This is a genomic window from Sulfobacillus sp. TH-112, assembly GCF_057473405.1.
The window spans coordinates 13,937-34,897 of the sequence record NZ_JBYCKN010000002.1 but is presented as its reverse complement, the minus strand read 5'-3'; the positions used below and the strand labels follow the sequence as shown (position 1 = coordinate 34,897).

Genomic DNA, 20,961 nt, shown 5'->3' with positions numbered 1-20,961 from the left:
TTCACTAACTTTCGAAGAGTGGATCGTCAGAGGAGGGCATGGGAATCACCGTGGCACTTTGATGTTCATCTGTGATTCGCCATTGATTGCCGATCTCTTGGTAGAGAATCTGGGTGAGACGATCTCCTGCTGTATCTTCCAATGATATGTGGAGTGCCACCTGATCATTAAATGTTGCTTCCAGCGTGAGTACCAAGGGTGTAATCGCATGGCGCACTCTTTCGTAATGTGGATAGCCTATCTCTAGAGTTTGGGATCTCACCAGTACAATCCGTCCCGGCTCGGTCTTCGTGATTGCTCGCTGCGCGGTTTCTTGATAGGCACGAATAAGACCGCCACGGCCGAGCTTAATGCCTCCAAAATACCGAATCACCACGACTAAGGTTTCTTCCCAGTGTTGCTGTTCCAAAATATGGAGCATCGGCAATCCAGCAGTGCCTTGTGGTTCGCCTTGATCAGAAGCTCGCATGTTACCGGAATGAATGCGATATGCCCAGGTATAGTGATTAGCTCCAGGATACTGGGCTTTGAGAGCATCGAGATGCGGCATGAGATCATTGGAGCCGGTGAGGCGGAAGGTCTGCCCAATGAAGCGTGAACGCTCCACAAGATACTCGACAGGTTGGGATGAAAATACCGTAGGCATGGTGACGATTTCCTCCATCGGTTGACTAATGCCTAAGCAGGCTTAGGTGGTTCTCCGGACTCTTTTGGTGAATGTTCAGGTTTGTTCAGCGTACACTAGCATAACGCCTCATGTCTCGAACGACTAGTCATGACGCGGCTTGAATGGTATCGTGGGTGTGGAAATTGTGGCGACGAGGAGGTGAATTTGTGGCAAATAGCAGCCATGCGGAATTTGCGCGAATGAATCCGCAGGAACAGATAGAGTGGCTCAGCAACCACCACCAGGACACCTTAGCGATGCGTCCAGAAGTGATGATTTTAGCTGCCCGTTATGGAGATGGACATTTGCGAGCGGCGAAGGCTATTGCTTTAAGCCTGTTAGTGGCTAATCCAGGAACCAAAATGGGGATTCTCGATTACTATAAATTTGTTAACCAACTGTTGGACAATGCGATACGTTGGGGGTATCTCACGTCAGTTCGCTATGCGCCTAAAATCTGGAAGGCCTTTTATGCATCCACACAGCGCATTGATCCAGAATCTTCGACTCAGCAATTTTTAAATCATATTGGTATTGAGTCATTTTATCGGGCGATTCGTCCGAATCCTCCAAAGATTATTGTGTCGACCTATCCAACCGCAGCTGGAGTGGTATCAACGCTAAAGCGTCAGGGGCGCTTGCAGGCTTTGAATTACGTAGTCATGACAGACTATAGCATTCATTCTCAGTGGATTCATAAATATGTGGACCTGTATTTTGTCGGCGGCGAGGACATGAAAGAAGCCTTGATGGAACGGAGTGTTCCGGAAGAGCGTATTGTGGTATCGGGAATTCCTGTCGATAGTCGTTTTCAAGAGCCTGTCAATGAAGAGAAAGTGCGACGTGACCTGAATCTCGCTGATGAGCCAGTGATTTTGTTTATGGGCGGATCCTATATGCCAATTGCTGAGTTTGATCAGATTCTCACCCAACTAGATAAGTTGAGAGTCCCTCATGCGACGGTGGTCGTGGCGGGTCGCGAGGAAAATCGGCGTCAATTGGCATTGAAGCATCAAAAGGCTTCACACCATCCCATGGTGGTGTTGGGCTATGTAGATAATGTGCATGAACTGATGGGCATTAGTGCATTACTGATTAGCAAAGCCGGAGGACTAACGACGACCGAGGCCTTATGTCGAGGAGTTCCCATGCTGATTTACCGACCGATTCCCGGACAAGAAGATGCCAATGCCACTTACGTTGTAAAACATGAGGCGGGCCTTTTAGCCAAGGATATTGGCGATATTTCCGCGTTGGTGACACACCTTCTTAGTCATCCCGTTGAACTGAAGTCCATGGCGCGACAAGCCCGTCAATTAGGGCATCCCACGGCGGCTAACGTGATTGCAGCGCAAGTGCGCCAAGCTTTGTATGATAGTAAGGCGCATGCTCAATAGACGTCGTGAGAGGACGGGCGAGGATGGATGATGGCGCTCCTAGCCCATGCGGGAGCCGCATCATCCATCTGGTTAAGACGGGGTTACGCGAAAACGTCATACCGGCGCACAGATGAGAGAGGGAAGGGGGTGAGGGAGGACGACGGCTATTGATGTAGTGCTCGTTATCGTCGGACTTTGGGTTATCGTTTACCTGCTGCCAGACGTGCTGTTTCATCATCTGCAATGGGGCGCATTCATGGGATCTCGTGAGAGCACCACCGTGGCACTGACGTTTGATGACGGGCCGGGCGACGATACCGACGCGATTATCGAAACATTGAACCAGTTACAGGTGAAGGCGACATTTTTTGTGATTGTTGCGCGAGCTCAAGCACATCCCGATGTTATAGGGCGCATGGTTGCCAGTGAGCATGAAGTGGGTCTGCATATGAACCGTCACGTGTCGGCATTTTTGTTGTGGCCCTGGCAAAGCTATCGGGAGATCCGCGCTGCGCTGCTACAACTGGAGTCCTTGACGGGAAAGCGTCCCCAACTGTTTAGGCCCCCCTGGGGTCATGTGAACCTGGGTACCTATTTTGCGATACGGAAGTTTCGCCTGACCCCGGTATTCTGGAATATTGCCCCCGACGACTGGAAAGAGGATCATTCTTCCAACTTTATTACTCATTATGTGGTGCAATTGGCCCAGCCGGGTCTGGTGGTGGTGATGCACGATGCCGGTGGAGAGCGTGAGCGCACGCGTCTGGCGTTGCCTTCTATGGTCGAAGGTCTGCGAAGTCTAGGGCTACATCCCGGAAGGGTGAAGGATATCGCGCCGGATCGGTCGAACTTGCGCCGAATATGGACTTGGTGGGAGCTGCGATTCACTCGGTCGTGGGATATTGACACCATTCCGAATTCTCGGGGAGGCGAAGCCATGCTTCGGCTGGGACGATCGCGGTATCGTGGCACGACGGCCACCTTGGACGACGGCAGCATTCTACATCGCGGAGATGCATTAGGCGAAATTCACTTCGGGAATCCGGCTTTGTCCCAATTGAGCGGCGATCGCGCCGCCGGATTGAGGGCCATGCACGGCGTGATGGGAGGCCTTGGGGACACGGCAAGCTATGTGAAGGGAATGGCGAAGTACCAGGATGTAGTGGCTATTGGTGGAGTAACTCTATTGGATGCGGCACGCGCCATTGAAAAATTGGGGTTCCGGCGCTATCCGGTGCGCGGATGGATGAAGTGGTCGATGCAAGTGTATCTCGTCATTCTGATGTCTATCTATCACAAGGATGGTTGGGGAACACTGCGGCGTTGGGCTCACCTGCGGCCGGTGATGGTGCTCATGTCGCGCGAGGAGTTTTTACGTCGCTATGGACAGGAAAAGGCTCATCGGCGCCGCACTAAGACTGATGGGGGCGTTGCCAATGCGGATTAAGCACATCAATCACTTGTTGTCGAAATTCCGGGTCGCGGCTGGCGGTTTGCCGAATGACTTCGAGTAGAGTGCGTTGAAAATAGCTGATTTCTTTGGAGTCGGGAGACGGTGGCGAGAGCCACGACAAGAGAAAATCGGCGCTAACTTCAGTAATGAGCGCCTCACCTTCTGCAGAACGAAAAAATCGATGCAACCATTGTTCGATATGAGGTTCAAGCACGGCTTCAATCCGTTCTTCAATATGCTGGTCAATGCGTTCTCGAATCATCGGGAGTCCTCCTTAAAAATCACAGGTCCATTCCTTATACGATGATACCATGAAGCCTCATCGGACTACATATTGTTTCAAGCAGATGCGGTTTAGCGCTGAACTACAAGCATGATCGGAGGTAACTCCTTGAAATTCGGCTTTGCGGTTGGAGTGATTCTCCAACGCTTCACTTACTATGATCGCTAGCCAATGTGGGTGAGTGACGTCATAATGGGGGAAGAAGGTGAGGGAGGGATAGTATGCAACTGAAAGGACACAAAGAGGTTGAGACGACTCCAGAGGTCTGCTATGGTCTTCTCACCGATCCGGAGGTGCTAGTGCGCACCATGCCGGGACTCAAACGATTGGAGCCTCAGGGGGAGAATCGCTATCAGGCCGATCTGGAAATGGGCGTGGCGGCCATTCGAGGAAAATATGCTGGCACCGTGGTCATCGAAGAACCGGTAGTCGGTCAGTCTTATCGACTTCTTATGGAGGGCCAAGGATCAGGTGGTTTCGTCAATGTGGACATGGTTGTCCGATTCCAGAATACTGATTCTGGTTGTGATATCCAGTATGAAGGGGAAGCTAAAATCGGAGGCACGGTCGCTGGAGTGGGTCAGCGCATGCTGTCTGGGGTGGCGGCCTTTATCGTCAACCAATTTTTCGGGAATATTGCCAAGGAAGTTCAGCGAGCACAAGGGTAGCGAACCAGTTCAGGCAGTGAGGTGACAAATAATGTCGTCCATACGAGATGCGCATGCTCTCATGGATAAGGCGGTTGAGTGGCATCAAAGCGGCCAGCAGGTGGCGCTTTTGACACTAATAGCGGTGAAAGGATCTGCATATCGCCGGCCGGGAGCCAGGATGGTGATGGCGAAGAGCGGACACATGCTGGGAACCTTGAGCGGGGGCTGCCTGGAGGGAGATTTGTTTGCCCATGCGGAGCGGGCCATGGAGACCGGATTGCCCAGTATTCAGCATTACGATTTAACAGAAGATGCAATGTGGGGGCTCGGGATCGGGTGTAAAGGTAAGATTCAGATCTGGATTGAGCCGTTAAATCCCGAGGATGCCTTTTGGTCCAGTTTTCATCAACGGCTGACGACGGAGACCCCCACGATTTTTGGCGGAGTGTTGCCCAGTGGCGGGCGATTTTTTTCAGATGTAGCAGGCGAATGGATCTCGCGTGGGTCCTTCACTCCCGAGATGGATGTGTTGGCCGTGCTAGGCTCGCACGAGCGCACTGGCCGTGACGGGGAGGTGTGGTGGGATATTTTGCGACCTCCTGAGCGACTGGTTGTGGCCGGAGCAGGACATGATGCCGAGCCTGTCGCTCGGCTGGCTCACCAAGCCGGGTTTGATGTGGTGATGTTAGATCCTCGCGATGGAGTGAATAATGCGCAGCACTTCCCCGGTGTGACCCATGTGGTGAAATCAGCTCGGGACGTAGATTCTTCCGAGTTGAGAGATAGTTTTTGGATCATCATGAATCATCATCAATCGCGAGATGAAGAGGCACTCGTGTTGGCAAGCCAGACCACCCCGCGGTATGTGGGAGTTCTTGGCCCTCGCGTTCGAACCCGAGAGATGTTGGCAAAGACCGGTCTTGGCGAGGCCGGGTCTCTTCCTCTGCATAGCCCGGTTGGATTAGATCTGGGAGCGGAAACTCCGGAGGAGGTGGCCATCAGTATCGTCGCTGAATTGATGGCCATAAGAGCAGGGACGACGGGAGGCGCTCTTCATGGAAGAGAGCGAATTCATCGCTGACCCAGTGATGGTGATTTTAGCAGCCGGTTTAGGAACCCGGATGAAGGGGCGGTCGAAACCCGATCTACCTTGGGATGAGGATGGCACACTGGTGGATCATCAACGGGCTACGGTCCATCGTATGGGCCTTGTCAGTGTGGTGGTAGCTCGTCAAGGCCAGGAGAGAGATCAGGTAGTGATGAACCCGCATCCCGAAAGAGGCATCGCAGAATCGTTAAAACTTGGTGTCCATGCCGTGCGCATGCGCTATGGGCCTGTGGCTATTGGTATGCTGCTAGCTGATCAGCCCTTTATTACATCTGAAGATATCACAGTGGTCTGGCGGGCCTTTACAAACCGTGCTGTGCATGTCCACGGCGTTCGGGCAAGATATGACGGTACTCCAGGTCATCCGGTGTTTTTCGACAGTGCGTTAGATGGGGCGATAGATCAACTATCGATGGACCGTGGACTCGGGTCCATATGGAATAGACGTGAGGACACCATCGATGTGGATGTGCCATTTGGCGGCCGTCCTAATCCGGCATTTGATATTGATACCGCAGAAGACTATGCCCTAGCACAGTTGTGGGTAGCTGAGGGGAGAGGTTAGCGCATGGACAATGGTAAAGCGCGTTGGTACCCAAGTGAAGAGCGGATTCGAGAGAGTCATCTCGGAAAATTTCTAGAACAGTATCAGATGTCCGATCTTCCGGCACTCCGAGAGCGCGCTTTTCGTGACCCGGAGTGGTTTTGGGATGCGGTAGTGAAAATGATTGATTGGCCCTTTGTGACAGGGTATTCCAAAGTGATAGATCAATCACAGGGGATGGAATGGACGAACTGGTTTGTCGGTGGGAAGACTAATCTGGCGCTGGCTGCACTGGATCGTCACGTGGATAACGGATATGGAGACAAGCGGGCCATCATTGAAGAGACGGAATCGGGAAAGGTTAGGACCTGGACCTATAAAGAGCTTCAAGAAGCTACCGATCGTCTAGCGTACGCATTACAAGATCTTCATGTCGAGGAAGGCGATCGGGTGGCGATATACCTTCCTATGAGTTCAGAGGCTGTGATGACCATGTTGGCATGTGCCAAATTGGGAGCGATTGTAGTACCCATCTTTTCTGGCTATGGCGCACCGGCGATTGCGACCCGCCTACAAGATGCCGAGGTCAAGATCTGTATTACCGCCGACGGATATACGCGGCGCGGGCGGATTGTGGAAATGAAAGTGACCGCGGATGAAGCACTCAAAGACATGTCAGGGATTCAGGTGGTGGTGGTTTCACGTCTTGGCATCCAGGTGCCGTGGACGCAAGAGCGCGACCTCAGGTTTGAAGACCTTATCGCGAGTGCACCCAAGAAGCCCTTTCCGACGCGGATTGTGTCCAGCGACGCGCCGTTACTGCTGATCTACACCTCGGGGACGACGGGAAAGCCCAAGGGAGCTCTCCATGTCCACACCGGATTTCCGTTAAAAGCTACGCAAGACCTGTGGCATGCCTTTGATTTAAAGTCGCAAGACATATTTTTTTGGTATACCGATATGGGCTGGATGATGGGGCCGTGGATGGTATATGGCGGGCTTATCACAGGGGCCACTATCGTCCTATATGATGGAACACCTGACTATCCTCATGCGGGGCGGCTCTGGGAGATGATTGATGCTCATCACGTCACCGTATTTGGGATATCCCCGACGGTGATTCGGGGACTTATGGGAGAGGGTGACGCGCCCTTACAGGGGAAAGATCTGTCGTCACTGCGCGTGCTCGGATCGTCAGGCGAACCATGGAATGTAGGCCCATGGAACTGGTTTTATGAAAAAATTGGACACGAGCGCTGCCCTATTATTAACTACAGTGGCGGTACGGAAATCTCCGGTGGAATCTTAAGTGGATTTGTGACTGAACCGTCAAAGCCAGCAGCATTTAATGGTCCCATTCCCGGGATGGTAGCCGAGATATGGGATAGCGAGGGATTGCCAGCAAAGCAGCAAATCGGTGAATTGGTGATTCGCGCACCGTGGCCGGGAATGACACGGGGATTTTGGAAAAATGATCAACGTTACATAGAATCCTATTGGCAACGATTTCCGAAGGTCTGGGTGCACGGCGATTACGCTTATATTGATGACGAGGGGTTTTGGTTTATCTCTGGGCGTAGCGATGACACCATCAAGGTGGCCGGTAAGCGTGTGGGTCCCGCGGAGGTAGAATCGGTTTTAGTCTCGCACCCCAAGGTCATTGAGGCAGCGGCCATTGGGGTGCCGGATCCGGTCAAGGGAGAAGCGTTGGTCTGTTTTGTCGTCAGTCGAGGTGATCTCGCGTTGGACAACGAATTAAAAGACTATGTGGCTCATCATATGGGGAAGTCATTACGGCCTAGCGCTATTTATTTGGTGCCAGAACTACCCAAGACGCGTAATGGCAAAGTGGTGCGCCGTGCGATTCGGGCAAGTTTTTTAGGGTTGCCTTTAGGCGATGTATCGTCGATTGAAAATATCACTGTATTGAGGCACGTAGAAGTAGCAGGTCACGTGTCACCACCAGAGAGGGGTTAAGGAGACACATTATGGAACGCACAAGTCGCGGCTTAAAATACCGTGTGACCGGCCAGGGAGAAGAGACCATAATTTTCCACCCTAGTTTAGGGATGGGACGGTTTTTGTTCTATCGGCTCATTCCTCCGTTATCGCGTCACTTTAGAGTGATCAGCTACGATCCGCGCGGCATTGGCGAAAATCGTGAGCTTGCTCCGTTATTGGAGGAGTGGGTGCAGGATGTGGGGGACTTAGTGGACATGGTCTCGGGACCGGTACATCTGGTGGGGGTATCGCTTGGGACCTGGGTGATGGCAAGGGCGGCCAGAGCGTGGCCTGAGAGAGTGGCCAAGTTGGTATTGATGGGGACCACCGTAGGATTTTCCCGCGGTGCCGAAGCTGTGAGTGAACGACGAGACCAGTTAAGTCAACTGTCTATGCCAGAATTTGCTCGGCTCTATGTAGCGCAAACATTTACTCCTCCGATTGAGTCCGAATATGAAGCGCAGTTTTTAGATGAATTATCCGCCGTATCAAAGGAGCAGTACCTAGCCTCGATGGAAGCGATTTACCTCACCGATAATCGGGCCGTGTTTTCCGATTTGAAGGTACCGACCCTAATTTTAGTGGGGAGTCGGGACGAGAGGACGACACCACAGATGGCGGACAGCGTGGCGGCATTGATCGAGGGAAGTCAAGTGTATGTGATTCCGCGCGCGGGACACTTAGCGCTGGTCGAGTATCCGACGCGTGTTGAAGAGTTGATTGAATCCTTTTTACTGAACGGTGAGTTACCTGAGTAGTTGAGGAGGAAGTCATGGACGACCAACGTCCCTATTTGTGGCTCAAAATACTAACGATTGTGGGTCCGACCGCTTATGTTGCGGGGGGCGAGATATTTCGTACCTACTATCTGACCCGCCACTTTTCGCCAACCACCGTGAGCGCGCTGGCGGTGGGCACCACATTGGTGGGAGCCATTATCTTTTCATGGTATGTATTTCGGGCTATCGAACGTCTGGAGACGGAACGTCGAACCTTCAAAGAAGCCCTGCTATCTTTGAAAGAACGGGAGAGGATTGCACGTGAAATGCACGATGGGGTAGCGCAAAATCTCGCGGTGTTGAAAATAGAGGCCTACAAATTAAAGGATTTTGTGCACCATCACGATGAGTCTGGTCTGCGTCAGGAAATCGAGGTGTTGGAAGCGCTCTTGAATCAAACCTATTTAGAAGTCCGCCAAACACTTTATGATTTAAGAGCTAGTCAACGATTGGACGAAGGATTTTGGCCGATTATTGAGCGTCAAGCCAAAGAATTTGAGCGCACCACCAATATTCGCGTCATTGTCCAACCTTTAAGCCCTCCTGACGAACTGTGGAGCGACCTCGCCTCAGTACAGATTTTACGCATCATTCAGGAAGCCTTGGCCAATGTACGACAGCATGCACAAGCCCGGCGGGTGGACGTGCGCTGTATTCGCCAGGAGCGTGTAGTGGAATTTATCATTGCGGATGATGGTGTCGGATTTGCTATGGAAGGACGAGAAGGCTCGACCGATCACTACGGTCTTGAGGTGATGCGTGAACGGGCCGAAGCGATTGGTGGTAAGCTCGATATTGAGAGTCATTTGGGAGATGGAACGACGGTGCGGATTCTGGTTCCCATTGATGGAAGGGGGATGGACGGTGGAAAAGGCAAGACTCATGTTGGTGGATGATCATGCGCTCTTTCGGTCGGCACTTTCGTCGTTGCTACAAATGCAGCCTGATATGGAAATTGTCGCTGAAGCCGAAGGTGGGTATGCGGCGCTCAGGGTAGCTCAGGAGGTCATGCCGGATTTAATCTTGATGGATATCAACATGGCCGAAGGGGACGGGCTCGAAGCGACGCGACTCCTTAAGGAGAAATTGCCTTATGTGAAGATTTGCATGTTGACAGCGAGTGACGATGATGACTTATTGTTTGAGGCTATTCGTTCTGGGGCCCAAGGATATTTAATCAAGCATATGGGTCCAGAGGCGTTCGTCGATGAGGTGAGACGCCATGTCCAGGGGGAAGCGACCATTTCCGAAGATATTGCGTCAAAAATTATTCGTACCGTGGCGGGACGTAAATCGTCGGAGAGCAGTGTCGGACCACTATCGGAGTTTACCTCACGCGAAATTGAGGTGTTAAGATTAGTCGGGCAAGGCATGACCAACCGAGAAATCGCCGAGGCGCTTTACATCGCCGAAAATACGGTCAAGAATCACTTGCGCAACATCTTGCAAAAACTTCATTACGATAACCGTGTACAAGCTGCCGCCTATGCCATTCGCCACGGCTTGGTGGAAGAGTGACAAGAGGGAGAAGGACTCTGACGAATGAATCATGAAGGTGAAATGACATTAAGTGGACACCTTACCGAACTTCGCAATCGTCTCGCATGGACGATTGGGGTGGTGGGCGTGTTGTTTCTCGGGGGATTTTTTGTTTCGGAGCCAGCTCTGCACTGGTTGGTCCATCGCGCTCATGTCAAACATATCATCGTGACCGGAGTACCCGAAGCCTTTTTTGCGCTGATTAAAATCGATCTGGTGATGGCCTTAATTGTGGCTTCGCCGTTTATCTTATATCAGTCCGCCGCCTTTATATTGCCTGGACTGACGGAAGTCGAACGTAAGGTGCTGGTCGTGGTATTAGCGCCCGGGCTTGCGCTCTTTATGGCCGGGATGGCGGCCGGATTCTGGGTATTTGTTCCGTTGGTGTTGCATGTGATGCTGACATTTGTTCAAGGAGGGGTCTCGGAATATTGGACCCTCACCAACTATCTGAACTTTATTATTTACCTGACCGTGCCGTTCGGATTTCTGGCGGAATTGCCGCTGTTGTCGGGAATCTTAGCGCACGTGGGACTCATCCAGCCCTCCATGTTTCGGCGATATCGCCGGTATGCTGTGGTGGTATCGTTCTTGATTGCTGCGATTGTGGCTCCGCCGGATGCGCTATCGATGATTGTTATTGGCTCCGCCATTTATTTGGTCTATGAGGTTTCGCACATTGTGGCCCGGGTATTTTATCGTCGTAAGGCCCCCGAGGTCTCGAATTTGCCCACCACCTAAACGGACGGACTTTCCGAATTTGGCCCGTTTGAGGGCGATTCAAAAGATTTTTTCTATCTTAAAACCCAAATACTTGCACTTGGCAAGGAAATCGTAGACGATTACACTGGAGAAAACCGCACGGCAAAGGAGGCTCCAGTGTGGGCATTAATCATGTGCTATTTATCGTCGTTTTTGTCTTTGCCCTCTTATGGTTCGGATTATTAGTGCAAGAGAAGTGGAGCTACGTCATGTTGGGTCAACCACTGGACCGTAGTGATCACGTGGGTAGACGCGTTGCAAGTGTGACCACCTTTGTGCTTGGTCAAAAACGACTCTTTAAAGATAAGTATTCTGGGCCAATGCACTTCACCATCTTTTGGGGTTTTATTATTTTGACTATCGGCTCGATCATTTTTCTGGTACGGGGCCTCTTTCCCAGTGTGGGTGCACCTCAGGGCGCTGCTGCAGTGGTGTTGAACGTTGCCACCGATGTCATGGCAGTATTTGTGCTGATTGCCCTCGCGATGGCAGCCTATAAACGCTACGTCATTCGTCCGAAGAGACTGGTGAGAAACTTTGATGCGCTGGCCGTATTGATTTTGATTGCCATTGTCGTGCTAGCTGACGTCGCGATTGAATCGTTTGGTATCGCAGCGGCACCCCATGCGGCCTGGGCCCCGATTGGGAGTATCCTCGGTCATTGGTTGCGTACGTATGGGCCGTCTTTTGATGCTCGGGGGATCCTGGTCGCTGACTGGGTCAAATTGCTGTCTTTAATGGGATTTTTGGTCTATCTTCCGTATTCCAAACACTTTCACTTATTTGTCGCGCCAGTGAACATCTATCATCGTAATCTCGAGCCGTTGGGGCAATTGCCCGCGTTGGACTTTGAGGATGAGAGTGCGGAATCGTTTGGGGTTGGACAAGTGACGGATCTCGCCTGGACGGATTTGCTGGACGCTTATGCGTGCGTGCAGTGCGGGCGGTGTACCGAGCAGTGTCCAGCCAACTATACCGGGAAACATCTTTCCCCGAAGCAAATTATGGTGGATTTGCGACACCAGCTCGAGGCGGTGGGGCCGATTTTGCAAAAAGACCAATCCCAGCGCTCCCCAGCAGAACTCGAACGACTCGAGTTGCCCATGGCGGGTGGTGTGACGCCGGCGGAAGATTTATGGGCTTGTACGACTTGTGGGGCCTGTGTTGAGGCGTGCCCAGTTTTTGACGAGCATGTCGTCAAAATTGTGGGCATGCGTCGACATTTGGTGCTAACACAAGGGGAGATGCCGGATGAAGCGCAAATGTTCTTCAAAAATGTGGAAAATGCCGGCAATCCTTGGGGACTCGGTCTAGATAAGCGTCAACAGTTTGCCGACGCCATGGGAATCAAGGACTTGTCTCGTGGGGATCACGCCGAAGTGCTCTATTGGATGGGTTGTGCAGCAACCTATGATGATCGCGCTCGTAAAGTGGCTGAAGCCACGGTACAACTTATGAAACAAGCGCAGGTCGACGTGGGCGTCCTAGGTGCCCGGGAAACCTGCAACGGAGAAGCCGCACGTCGCATGGGCAATGAGTATCTCTTTCAAACGATGGCTCAACAAAATGTGGAGACCTTGAATGATGTGGGTGTCAAGACCATCGTGACCACCTGCCCCCATTGCTTTAACACGCTGAAAAATGAATACCCATTTTTCGGCGGAGAATATGAGGTGATTCATCATAGCGAATATCTCTCACGGTTGGTCAAAGAGGGGCAGTTAGTGGCGCAAGAAACCGCTCAGCCCATGCAAGTGACATATCATGATTCCTGTTATTTGGGTCGCTACAACAACATTTTCGATGAGCCACGCGATGTTCTGAAGTCGGTTCCCGGTCTTGAACTGAAGGAGATGGACCGTAATCGCGAAAAGAGCTTTTGTTGCGGTGCTGGTGGCGGTCGCATGTGGATGGAAGAAAGAGAAGGGCAAAAGATTAATCAAGAGCGCACGGCACAAGCGCTGGCCACGGGAGCGGAAACGATTGCGACGGCGTGTCCGTTTTGTCTGACGATGATGCGTGATGGCGTGCAGCAACTCGGAGAAGAAGAGCGGGTCAAGGTCAAGGACTTCTCAGAGATCTTGGCAGAACACATGCTTCCGATGGTGAATTAGAAGAGGTAGCAGGGGAGACCGATCCGGGGAAGGTGCGTGCCTCGATCAGGTTCTCCCCAAAAGCCTATCAGGACGGCACGGCGAACGACGCATCGCCAATACGGACGGTTATGGCTGGTTCTGCCAGCGACCGGAATAGGGCCAAAGCGACTCATCCAGCGTCATGCCCCGTTGGTGATGGATAAAACCGAGTGGTTCATAAAAGGGCTCTTTTCCTTCCGCCGAGAAGAGAGCAATGAATTGGAAGTGGCGGTGCAAAAATGGTTCCACGGCACAGCGTACAATGCGCGTGCCAATCCCTTGGCGTTGATAGCGAGGATCGACGATGACGTCCCAGATGGTGGCATAATAGCAGTCATCAGTAATGACGCGAGCAGTCGCCACGAGACGTTCTCCGTCCCATCCATGAACAAAGAGGTTGGTGGCCGCAATCGCTAATTGAATGCTCTCCGGATCTCGCCCTTGGGAAAACGGAATTTGGTCCCAAAGCGCCTTGATGGTGCTTATGGGCACGTTTTTGTCTGTCCGAATATCCATTGCAGTACGCCTCCCATCAAACTCTATCAGCGCTCTTGCTATTTCTAACAAGACGTCGCATCGTTGGCAAGTCAAGACATGGTCTTCCCTGCAGCGGTGAGTGACGCTTGAGCTTTATTGTGGCTAACGAACCGCTGGGCTATAATGGCCCTGAGGTGTTGAACATGCGTGTCAAATCTGGCCAAATCGCGGTCGGATTAGCAGCCCTTATACTGGGGCTGATGGTGGTGGTGCAATTTCGCTTAGAGAGAGTTGTTCCTCCATCGACGGACACGAATCAACTCGTCACGTTATTAAAGCAGGCAGACCAACAGCGCCAGCAATTGAGTCAGGAAGTTGCGCATTTGAACATGTTGTTAGATAGTCGGATCAGTCAAAAGGCATCAGCAGCGCGCCTTGAACACCAACTGACGGCCGCGGAGATCTTGGCAGGTACGGTACCGGTGGAAGGACCGGGTGTGGTTGTGCATTGGTCGAACGGCAACGCTCCCGCAGCCTACCAATTAACCGATATTGACCTACTGCTCTTGGTGAACGAGCTTCGCTCTGCAGGAGCAGAAGCCATTTCCATCAATGGACAGCGGATTACTGCTCAAACCGAGATTCGCTCGGCCGCCAATTACATTCTTATCAATGACACCCAATCCAATGCGCCATTTGTGATTAATGCCATTGGTCAGCCCAATACATTGTCTGGGGCGTTAACATTGGCAGGAGGATTGTATGATGAGTCTCAACAAGAGGGCTTATCGATGGTGATTACCTCGAGCCATAATGTTGAGGTGCCAGCAGCACCCCCTGAGGTTTTACGAAACATTTCGCCACGTACCGGTCCCTAGATATGTTCTGTTGTAACGACATTCATGTCAGTGAAAGAGGTGATGACCGTGAAAAAGACCGAGGGAACACCGATTACATACCGAGATGGCGTCATTCAGGTGCCGGAGGTCCCCATTATTCCGTATATCGAAGGCGACGGTATTGGGCCCGATATCTCAAGAGCCACGCAACGCGTCATTGATGTTGCTGTGGAAAAAAGCTATCACGGATCGCGAGCGATTGCCTGGCATGAAGTATTGGCCGGAGAAAAAGCTTTTAAAGCGACTAACGAGTGGCTTCCGCAAGCAACATTAGACGCACTGAAAACTTATCACGTGGGAATTAAGGGGCCCCTCACCACCCCCGTCGGTGGCGGAATCCGGAGTCTTAATGTGACGATTCGGCAAGAACTGGATCTCTATGCCTGTGTGCGACCAGTGAGGTACATTGCTGGTGTTCCATCGCCCATGAAGGCGCCCGAAAAGGTGGACATGGTGATCTTTCGGGAAAACACCGAGGACGTATATTCTGGCATTGAATGGCCCAGCGGATCGGAAGAAGCGAAAAAACTGATCCATTTTCTGAATACGGAACTTCATCGTACGGTCAATGTTACCGCCGGAATCGGAATAAAGCCCATTACTCGCGAAGGGAGCGAGCGCTTGATTCGGCGCGCCATTCGTTATGCCATCGATCATGGGCGTCAATCGGTCACGTTGATGCATAAGGGCAATATTATGAAATATACCGAGGGAGCGTTTCGTGACTATGGCTATGCGTTAGCGCAACGCGAGTTCGCGGATCGGGTGATTACCGAAGAGGAGGTCTTCAGCCGATATCACGGGGTTGTTCCTGACGGAAAGATTGTGCTCAAGGATAGGATTGCCGACATTACTTTTCAACAGGTGCTGCTGCGCCCGGATGAGTTTGATGTGATTGCCGCACCGAATTTGAATGGCGATTATCTTTCTGATGCCTTGGCGGCACAAGTGGGCGGCATCGGAATGGCACCGGGAGCCAATATTTGTGACGATGTGGCGGTGTTTGAAGCCACTCACGGTACGGCCCCCAAATATGCGAATCAGGATAAGGTGAATCCGGGTTCGCTTATTTTATCGGCGATTATGATGTTGGAGCATTTAGGGTGGGAAGAGGCCGCAGAAAAGGTTCGGCTGGCTCTTGAATCCACGATTGCGGCCAAAATCGTCACGTATGATTTAGCGCGTCTCACTGAGGGAGCCAAAGAGGTGAAGACCTCAGAATTTGCGAGTGCTATGATTGAACGGATGTAGTTTGACACAAGAGGAGTGAGGTTAATGTTTCGTCGTCATAAGATTACGGTGCTTGGTTCCGGTGCGACTGGAGCCACGACAGCCCACCTCCTGGCACTGAAAGAACTGGGAGATGTGGTGCTGGTTGACATCCAAGAGGGAGTTCCTCAGGGTAAGGCCTTGGACATGTGGGAATCAGGCCCTATCGAACATTTTTCGATGAAAGTGGTCGGATCCAATGACTATGCAGTGACGGAAGGGTCAGATGTGATTGTTGTCACCGCCGGATTGCCTCGTAAAGAGGGCATGAGTCGGAACGATTTGCTGAAGGTGAACTCGGAAGTCGTATTTCAAGTCGTAGAAAAGGCTGCAAAGGTGTCGCCCAATGCCATGATTGTGGTGCTCACCAATCCTGCGGATGTCATGGCCTACGTGGCCCAAAAGGCTAGTGGGTTTCCTCATCATCGAGTCATGGGGCAGGCCGGGGTGCTCGACTCTGCACGATTCCGTACGTTTTTGGCAGATGCGCTCGGAGTCTCTCCCAAGGACATTTCTGCCTTTGTGATGGGGGGACACGGCGACGATATGGTTCCGCTCGTCCGCTACTCCTACGCGGGCGGAATTCCCATTGAGAAATTACTATCCAAAGACACGATTGACGCGATTGTGAAGCGCACGCGCACCGGTGGCGGTGAGGTCTTGGGACTCATGAAGACATCGGCCTATTATGCACCGGCCTCGTCCTTGGCGGAAATGGTCAAAGCCATCTTATTAGATGAGCGGCGTATCCTTCCCGTCATTAGCTACTTGAATGGGGAGTATGGAGAGCGAGACATTTATGTCGGTGTCCCCGCAGTCATCGGTGGCAATGGCGTAGAAAAAGTGTTGGAAGTGGATTTCACCGAGGAGGAGAAGAGCGCTTTCAAGAAATCTGTGTCCTCGGTTCGTGAACCGTTAACCATGTTGTCACTCTAAGCGATAGGGAGTGAGACGGGAGCCTTAGGCGAGCTCTCGACCGCCAATGTCGAGAGCTCCGCGAGAGGTGGTAGAACCGGTAATCCCGGTGTTATCAGAGATTGTCGAGCAGGAGAAAGGGGATAGCAAAAGGTGAAGCAGTATGAGTATTTGGCGAAGGGTGTGCTACGAGAACACGGAATTCCCATTCCCCCCGGTCGTCTCGTGAATACCCCCGAAGATGCCTATGACGCGGTAAAGGAGATCGGGCCCGCGGCGCTCAAAGCGCAAGTCTTGGTCGGAGGCCGTGGTAAAGCTGGCGGCATTCGGTTTGCTGAAACCCCGGATGAAGCGAAGAAATTGGCCGAGGCGATGTTGGGGATGGACCTAAAGGGATATACCGTCGAACGACTGTACGCTGAAGGCAAGCTTGAAATTGAACGCGAATTTTACATATCGGTCACGACTGACCGTAACCGCAAAGTTCCCTTGGTGATGGCGTCTTTGGCCGGCGGGGTAGAAATTGAGGATGTGGCCGATGATCAGATTGTCCGTGAGTGGGTCAATCCCCGCATTGGGGTCTTGCCATACTTCGGACGCGGACTGGCGCATCGTTTAGGACTGACAGGTACGCTGGCGCAAGAGTTCGCCGCTCTAGTGGTCAAGATGTATCAGATTTATGTGGAAAAGGATGCGGAATTGGTGGAGATTAATCCTTTGACTGTGGTCGATGGACATCTCGTGGCTGCCGATGCCCGCCTTAATGTGGATGATAGTGCGCTCTTTCGACACCATGAAGTGGAATTGATTGAAGAGGGATCGGAACTCGAAAAGAAGGTTCACGAAATTGGCTTAGCCTATGTGGAGTTGGAGGGTGACATTGCCATCATGGCTAACGGAGCAGGGATGGCCATGGCGACCGTGGACGCCATCCAATACTTTGGCGGCAAGCCTGCGAACTTTTTGGATGCCGGTGGTGGGGCCTCGGTAGAGCCGACCGCGCAAGCGCTGGATGTCCTAGTGTCGATGAAGCCCAAAGTGATTTTTATCAATATCTTTGGAGGCATCACGCGGTGTGATGATGTGGCGCGAGCTATTTTGCAAGTCAAGAAGACGACCGGAATCCCGGTACCGCTGGTAGTTCGGCTCGTGGGGACGAATGAGAAGGAAGGCGTTCAGCTTCTCGAAAGTGAAGGGATTTCTGCCTATTCCGATATGGCACCAGCGGCCGAGCGTGCCGTACAGCTTGCAGGGGAGGGTCGGTAGTCATGGCGATTTTGCTCAAAAGAAGCTCGAAAATTGTAGTGCAAGGCGCTACGGGTAACCAGGGACGGTTTCATACCAAGCAAATGTTAGCTTATGGGTCTCAGGTGGTAGGAGGCGTCTCTCCCGGAAAATCCGGAGAGAATGTGGAAGGAGTACCGATATTTCACACGGTACAAGATGCCGTCACGGCCACCGGGGCCGATGCCTCGATTGTGTTTGTCCCAGCGCCGTATGCGAAGGATGCCGCCTTTGAAGCCATGGAAGCCGGAATTAAGCTGTTAGTGATGATTCCTGAGCACATTCCGGTTAAAGACTCAATCGACATTGTGACCCGTGCACAAGAGTTGGGCACTACCGTCATTGGGCCTAACACCTTTGGCATCGTCTCCCCCGGGGAAAAGACCAAGATGGGGATTATGCCGAATCATATTTATGCCCAGGGCCCGATAGGGGTAGTCGCACGATCAGGAACCTTAAGCTATGAGATTGCATTTAGTTTGACCAATGGCGGATTTGGGCAAACCACCGTGGTCGGGATGGGAGGCGACCCCGTCGTCGGACAGACCTTCATCTCGGTGTTGCGGCACTTTAAAGAGGATGCCGACACTCAAGCGGTGGTGATGGTGGGAGAAATCGGCGGCAGTGCGGAAGAAGAAGCGGCCGAGTACCTGAAGAACTTCGGGAAACCGGTTGTGGCATATCTTGCCGGCCGCGCAGCGCCTCCCGGAAAGCGCATGGGTCACGCGGGCGCCATTATCGAACGCGGCCGTGGTACGTTGGAATCCAAGGAGAAGGCTTTGCGTGCGGCAGGGGCCAGTGTGGTGACCATGCCGTGGCAGGTGGTTGATGCCCTAAAAGAGGTCATGCAGGGTCGCTGAGCGGCTATATCCAAAGAACAAGAGACGGCCGGTTTAGGGCCGTCTCTTGTTCTGGTGTTATGACGTTTTGGCCGCACTGGTGGAGTCAGGCAGTCCCAAGAGATCAGCGAGATCATAAAGCTCACTTTCGATGGCGTCATAGCGTCCCATGTGCGGTATCTGCGGCAGCGCGTCGGGGGGATTGCCTCGGATTGCCTCACCCAGTGCATCAAATATCGGGCCCACCTGTTCAGCCAACGTTTGATCTTGAGGACGCAAATTATCACAAAGTGCCACCACGAGGTAGCCAATGCGTTCCACGGACAACGCGAGAGACCAGTCCTTTTCACTCATATCGGCCTTGGGAAGTTCGCCCATCGCGGTATCAAAGAGGAGGCGCACGGTCAGTAGCCGTGAGATAGCGCGTGCCCGCATCGGTGAGACGGAGTGCTGAGAAGAGCCTTGCAACAAGCGGCCGAAGAGCCGACCGCTTTGCTGTAGGGCATCAGCCATAATGACCGGTAGGCGCTTTGATGAGGCCTGCCCCCAGAGAAGTAGGGCTGCTAAAAAGCCGATGGTAGCTCCCAAAAGTGTGTCGACGAAGCGAGCCCACACCATCGGCATCACCGCTGGATGGGTTCCCGAATAGATAATGACTAGGGCCAGCGAGGTGATGAATACCACCGAAAGACCATAATTTTTGGCGATAAACAGCAACATGAGTAGTTGTAACAAGACCACCAAGACGGCGGTCTCCACAGAACTTGGGCGAAAGGCCAGAATGGCGGCGGTTAGCATGAGACCTACGGTGGTGCCGATGGCTCGCTGGACGGTGCGTTGCGTGATAATCACCGTGGACACCCCCTGTAACACCGCGGCACAGGTAAGCGGAACCCAAAACGGATGGGCGATGCCAAAGATGTGGGCAATAACAACGGATAGGGCTACCGCTATGCCAATGCGCAGGGTGGCTGGAAGGACCAGGGAATCCATAGAGAGGGCCCTCTTCAGACGCGCAGAGGCGCTCACTTGATGAATTTCTGGAAGTTCGACGTCTATCTCTTGCCCATTCGTGAGCGCGACCGTCTCATGCATGGCGCTCTCCCAGCGTCTTATGAGATGATTATGAGATGGTTCAGATGTTGGCATGGTCAACGCCGACTGAGGTACCTGGGCGACGTGATGTGAGACGCTCTCTAATAGCGTTGACCAGGTTTTCGGGAGAGGCTGAGATTCACGCGACGAGAGCGCTATCGCTGAGCGTAGGACGGTCTCTGCTTGGGCGGCGAGGCGCTTGATGCGCCTGTCGTGTCCGCTATCAGCTAAGACCGCTCGATGGGCGACGGTGAGCGCTAAGGTGGCTTGATACTGAGCATCGGATGCTCTATTGGTGCCGATTTTGGCAACATATTGCGACAGCATTCGGTAGGCACGGCTGACCGGACTGGCAACTGGCCCCCGTCTATTCCAAATCCAGTCGCTCATCCCAATCAACCAAGCCAGCCCCGCTCCAATCAATACGAAGATGATGCGATCTTCGAGAACGGTGGCAGACGTGACGGGAAGTGCGGCACTGATGCACGCAATGAGGACGAACATAAAGCCCGCCGGCAAGGGCACATCAAAGGCGCCAGCGAAATAGGTCGAGGCTGTCGCTACTAAAGCGAGAGCAAGTGCCATGGCCCACCATACAGTGGATAACGCGCCCAGAGCCATCGCAATACCGAGGCCTAAGCCCACCAATGCTAGGGTAATGGCGCGCGTGCGATAGGGTTGATTTTGTACGTATAGAGAAGCAAATCCCCCCATAAAAGCCATAATACCCCATTCCAGGTTTCCTGCCATGAACCCAATGACAAGTCCCAGCGTGGTGGTGAGGGCGGTGCCCCATAAGCGACGCCACGGGGTGGGAGTTTTTTTTATCGTCAGAGCGTGCCAAAGATTAGACCATCGGGCCGTATGATACTGCGACATGAAC

20 protein-coding genes are annotated in these 20,961 nt (G+C 52.6%); 16 read left to right on the top strand and 4 right to left on the bottom strand.

Annotated elements, in window-relative coordinates:
* Positions 1-4: 4 nt before the first annotated feature.
* A complete protein-coding gene (locus ACOJWD_RS00250) occupies positions 5-646 on the bottom strand; it encodes an IMPACT family protein (RefSeq protein WP_486991207.1) in 642 nt (213 codons plus the stop codon).
* A gap of 188 nt (positions 647-834) precedes the next feature.
* On the opposite strand from ACOJWD_RS00250, the gene ACOJWD_RS00245 reads away from it, so the two are divergent.
* On the top strand, positions 835-2,064 hold the full coding sequence (locus ACOJWD_RS00245; RefSeq protein WP_486991206.1) for an MGDG synthase family glycosyltransferase: 1,230 nt from the start codon (positions 835-837) through the stop codon (positions 2,062-2,064).
* A 238-nt stretch (positions 2,065-2,302) separates the two neighbouring features.
* The gene (locus ACOJWD_RS00240) at positions 2,303-3,493 is read left to right on the top strand and encodes a polysaccharide deacetylase family protein (RefSeq protein ID WP_486991205.1); all 1,191 of its coding nucleotides are present in this window, start codon (positions 2,303-2,305) and stop codon (positions 3,491-3,493) included.
* Here the strand turns inward: ACOJWD_RS00240 and ACOJWD_RS00235 are convergent.
* Positions 3,459-3,761: a hypothetical protein gene (locus ACOJWD_RS00235; RefSeq protein WP_486991204.1), complete on the bottom strand. Its 303-nt coding sequence runs from the start codon at positions 3,759-3,761 to the stop codon at positions 3,459-3,461. The genes ACOJWD_RS00240 and ACOJWD_RS00235 overlap by 35 nt on opposite strands.
* Before the next feature lie 242 nt (positions 3,762-4,003).
* Here ACOJWD_RS00235 and ACOJWD_RS00230 point away from each other — a divergent pair, with 242 nt between their 5' ends.
* The 9 genes from ACOJWD_RS00230 (at position 4,004) to ACOJWD_RS00190 (ending at position 13,279) form a co-directional block, all read left to right on the top strand.
* A complete protein-coding gene (locus ACOJWD_RS00230; protein WP_486991203.1) occupies positions 4,004-4,450 on the top strand; it encodes an SRPBCC family protein in 447 nt (148 codons plus the stop codon).
* 31 nt (positions 4,451-4,481) lie between these two features.
* Positions 4,482-5,513, top strand: a complete 1,032-nt coding sequence (locus ACOJWD_RS00225) for an XdhC family protein (protein WP_486991202.1) — start codon at positions 4,482-4,484, stop codon at positions 5,511-5,513.
* Entirely contained in the window at positions 5,488-6,105 is a 618-nt protein-coding gene (locus tag ACOJWD_RS00220) for a nucleotidyltransferase family protein (RefSeq protein WP_486991201.1), read from the top strand. The genes ACOJWD_RS00225 and ACOJWD_RS00220 overlap by 26 nt, the downstream gene beginning before the upstream one ends.
* Before the next feature lie 3 nt (positions 6,106-6,108).
* Positions 6,109-8,061: an AMP-binding protein gene (locus tag ACOJWD_RS00215; RefSeq protein ID WP_486991200.1), complete on the top strand. Its 1,953-nt coding sequence runs from the start codon at positions 6,109-6,111 to the stop codon at positions 8,059-8,061.
* Between the two features lie 11 nt (positions 8,062-8,072).
* Positions 8,073-8,843 (top strand): alpha/beta fold hydrolase, encoded by a 771-nt coding sequence (locus ACOJWD_RS00210; RefSeq protein WP_486991199.1) that lies wholly within the window; start codon positions 8,073-8,075, stop codon positions 8,841-8,843.
* 14 nt (positions 8,844-8,857) lie between these two features.
* Positions 8,858-9,760, top strand: coding sequence for a sensor histidine kinase (locus ACOJWD_RS00205; protein ID WP_486991198.1), 903 nt, complete (start codon positions 8,858-8,860; stop codon positions 9,758-9,760).
* Positions 9,729-10,382 carry a response regulator gene (locus tag ACOJWD_RS00200; RefSeq protein ID WP_486991197.1) on the top strand — a complete coding sequence of 218 codons (654 nt, stop codon included), beginning with the start codon at positions 9,729-9,731 and terminating at the stop codon, positions 10,380-10,382. The genes ACOJWD_RS00205 and ACOJWD_RS00200 overlap by 32 nt, the downstream gene beginning before the upstream one ends.
* A 24-nt stretch (positions 10,383-10,406) precedes the next feature.
* Positions 10,407-11,144 carry a twin-arginine translocase subunit TatC gene (gene tatC / locus ACOJWD_RS00195; RefSeq protein WP_486991196.1) on the top strand — a complete coding sequence of 246 codons (738 nt, stop codon included), beginning with the start codon at positions 10,407-10,409 and terminating at the stop codon, positions 11,142-11,144.
* 140 nt (positions 11,145-11,284) lie between these two features.
* Positions 11,285-13,279 (top strand): heterodisulfide reductase-related iron-sulfur binding cluster, encoded by a 1,995-nt coding sequence (locus ACOJWD_RS00190; RefSeq protein ID WP_486991195.1) that lies wholly within the window; start codon positions 11,285-11,287, stop codon positions 13,277-13,279.
* Positions 13,280-13,387: 108 nt separating this feature from the next.
* Here the strand turns inward: ACOJWD_RS00190 and ACOJWD_RS00185 are convergent, their stop codons facing one another.
* Positions 13,388-13,816, bottom strand: coding sequence for a GNAT family N-acetyltransferase (locus ACOJWD_RS00185; RefSeq protein ID WP_486991194.1), 429 nt, complete (start codon positions 13,814-13,816; stop codon positions 13,388-13,390).
* A 107-nt stretch (positions 13,817-13,923) separates the two neighbouring features.
* Between ACOJWD_RS00185 and ACOJWD_RS00180 the strand changes: the two genes are divergently transcribed.
* From ACOJWD_RS00180 to sucD, 5 genes are all read left to right on the top strand, one after another.
* Complete coding sequence (locus ACOJWD_RS00180) at positions 13,924-14,655, top strand: DUF881 domain-containing protein (protein ID WP_486991193.1); 732 nt, start codon at positions 13,924-13,926, stop codon at positions 14,653-14,655.
* A 48-nt stretch (positions 14,656-14,703) separates the two neighbouring features.
* Complete coding sequence (gene icd / locus ACOJWD_RS00175) at positions 14,704-15,927, top strand: isocitrate dehydrogenase (NADP(+)) (protein WP_486991192.1); 1,224 nt, start codon at positions 14,704-14,706, stop codon at positions 15,925-15,927.
* A gap of 24 nt (positions 15,928-15,951) precedes the next feature.
* Entirely contained in the window at positions 15,952-16,881 is a 930-nt protein-coding gene (gene mdh, locus ACOJWD_RS00170) for a malate dehydrogenase (RefSeq protein ID WP_486991191.1), read from the top strand.
* 132 nt (positions 16,882-17,013) lie between these two features.
* Positions 17,014-18,126: an ADP-forming succinate--CoA ligase subunit beta gene (gene sucC / locus ACOJWD_RS00165; RefSeq protein ID WP_486991190.1), complete on the top strand. Its 1,113-nt coding sequence runs from the start codon at positions 17,014-17,016 to the stop codon at positions 18,124-18,126.
* Positions 18,127-18,128: 2 nt separating this feature from the next.
* Entirely contained in the window at positions 18,129-19,004 is an 876-nt protein-coding gene (gene sucD / locus ACOJWD_RS00160) for a succinate--CoA ligase subunit alpha (RefSeq protein ID WP_486991189.1), read from the top strand.
* Positions 19,005-19,061: 57 nt separating this feature from the next.
* Here the strand turns inward: sucD and ACOJWD_RS00155 are convergent, their stop codons facing one another.
* Positions 19,062-20,957: an FUSC family protein gene (locus tag ACOJWD_RS00155; RefSeq protein WP_486991188.1), complete on the bottom strand. Its 1,896-nt coding sequence runs from the start codon at positions 20,955-20,957 to the stop codon at positions 19,062-19,064.
* Positions 20,958-20,961 lie beyond the last annotated feature (4 nt).

Coding starts and splice junctions, on each gene's coding strand:
- tatC (WP_486991196.1), top strand. CDS start 10,407: ATGAATCATGAAGGTGAAATGACATTAAGTGGACACCTTACCGAACTT.
- ACOJWD_RS00205 (WP_486991198.1), top strand. CDS start 8,858: ATGGACGACCAACGTCCCTATTTGTGGCTCAAAATACTAACGATTGTG.
- ACOJWD_RS00225 (WP_486991202.1), top strand. CDS start 4,482: ATGTCGTCCATACGAGATGCGCATGCTCTCATGGATAAGGCGGTTGAG.
- ACOJWD_RS00240 (WP_486991205.1), top strand. CDS start 2,303: ATGGGATCTCGTGAGAGCACCACCGTGGCACTGACGTTTGATGACGGG.
- ACOJWD_RS00215 (WP_486991200.1), top strand. CDS start 6,109: ATGGACAATGGTAAAGCGCGTTGGTACCCAAGTGAAGAGCGGATTCGA.
- ACOJWD_RS00155 (WP_486991188.1), bottom strand. CDS start 20,957: ATGTCGCAGTATCATACGGCCCGATGGTCTAATCTTTGGCACGCTCTG.
- sucD (WP_486991189.1), top strand. CDS start 18,129: ATGGCGATTTTGCTCAAAAGAAGCTCGAAAATTGTAGTGCAAGGCGCT.
- ACOJWD_RS00220 (WP_486991201.1), top strand. CDS start 5,488: ATGGAAGAGAGCGAATTCATCGCTGACCCAGTGATGGTGATTTTAGCA.
- ACOJWD_RS00210 (WP_486991199.1), top strand. CDS start 8,073: ATGGAACGCACAAGTCGCGGCTTAAAATACCGTGTGACCGGCCAGGGA.
- ACOJWD_RS00185 (WP_486991194.1), bottom strand. CDS start 13,816: ATGGATATTCGGACAGACAAAAACGTGCCCATAAGCACCATCAAGGCG.
- ACOJWD_RS00250 (WP_486991207.1), bottom strand. CDS start 646: ATGCCTACGGTATTTTCATCCCAACCTGTCGAGTATCTTGTGGAGCGT.
- ACOJWD_RS00235 (WP_486991204.1), bottom strand. CDS start 3,761: ATGATTCGAGAACGCATTGACCAGCATATTGAAGAACGGATTGAAGCC.
- ACOJWD_RS00230 (WP_486991203.1), top strand. CDS start 4,004: ATGCAACTGAAAGGACACAAAGAGGTTGAGACGACTCCAGAGGTCTGC.
- mdh (WP_486991191.1), top strand. CDS start 15,952: ATGTTTCGTCGTCATAAGATTACGGTGCTTGGTTCCGGTGCGACTGGA.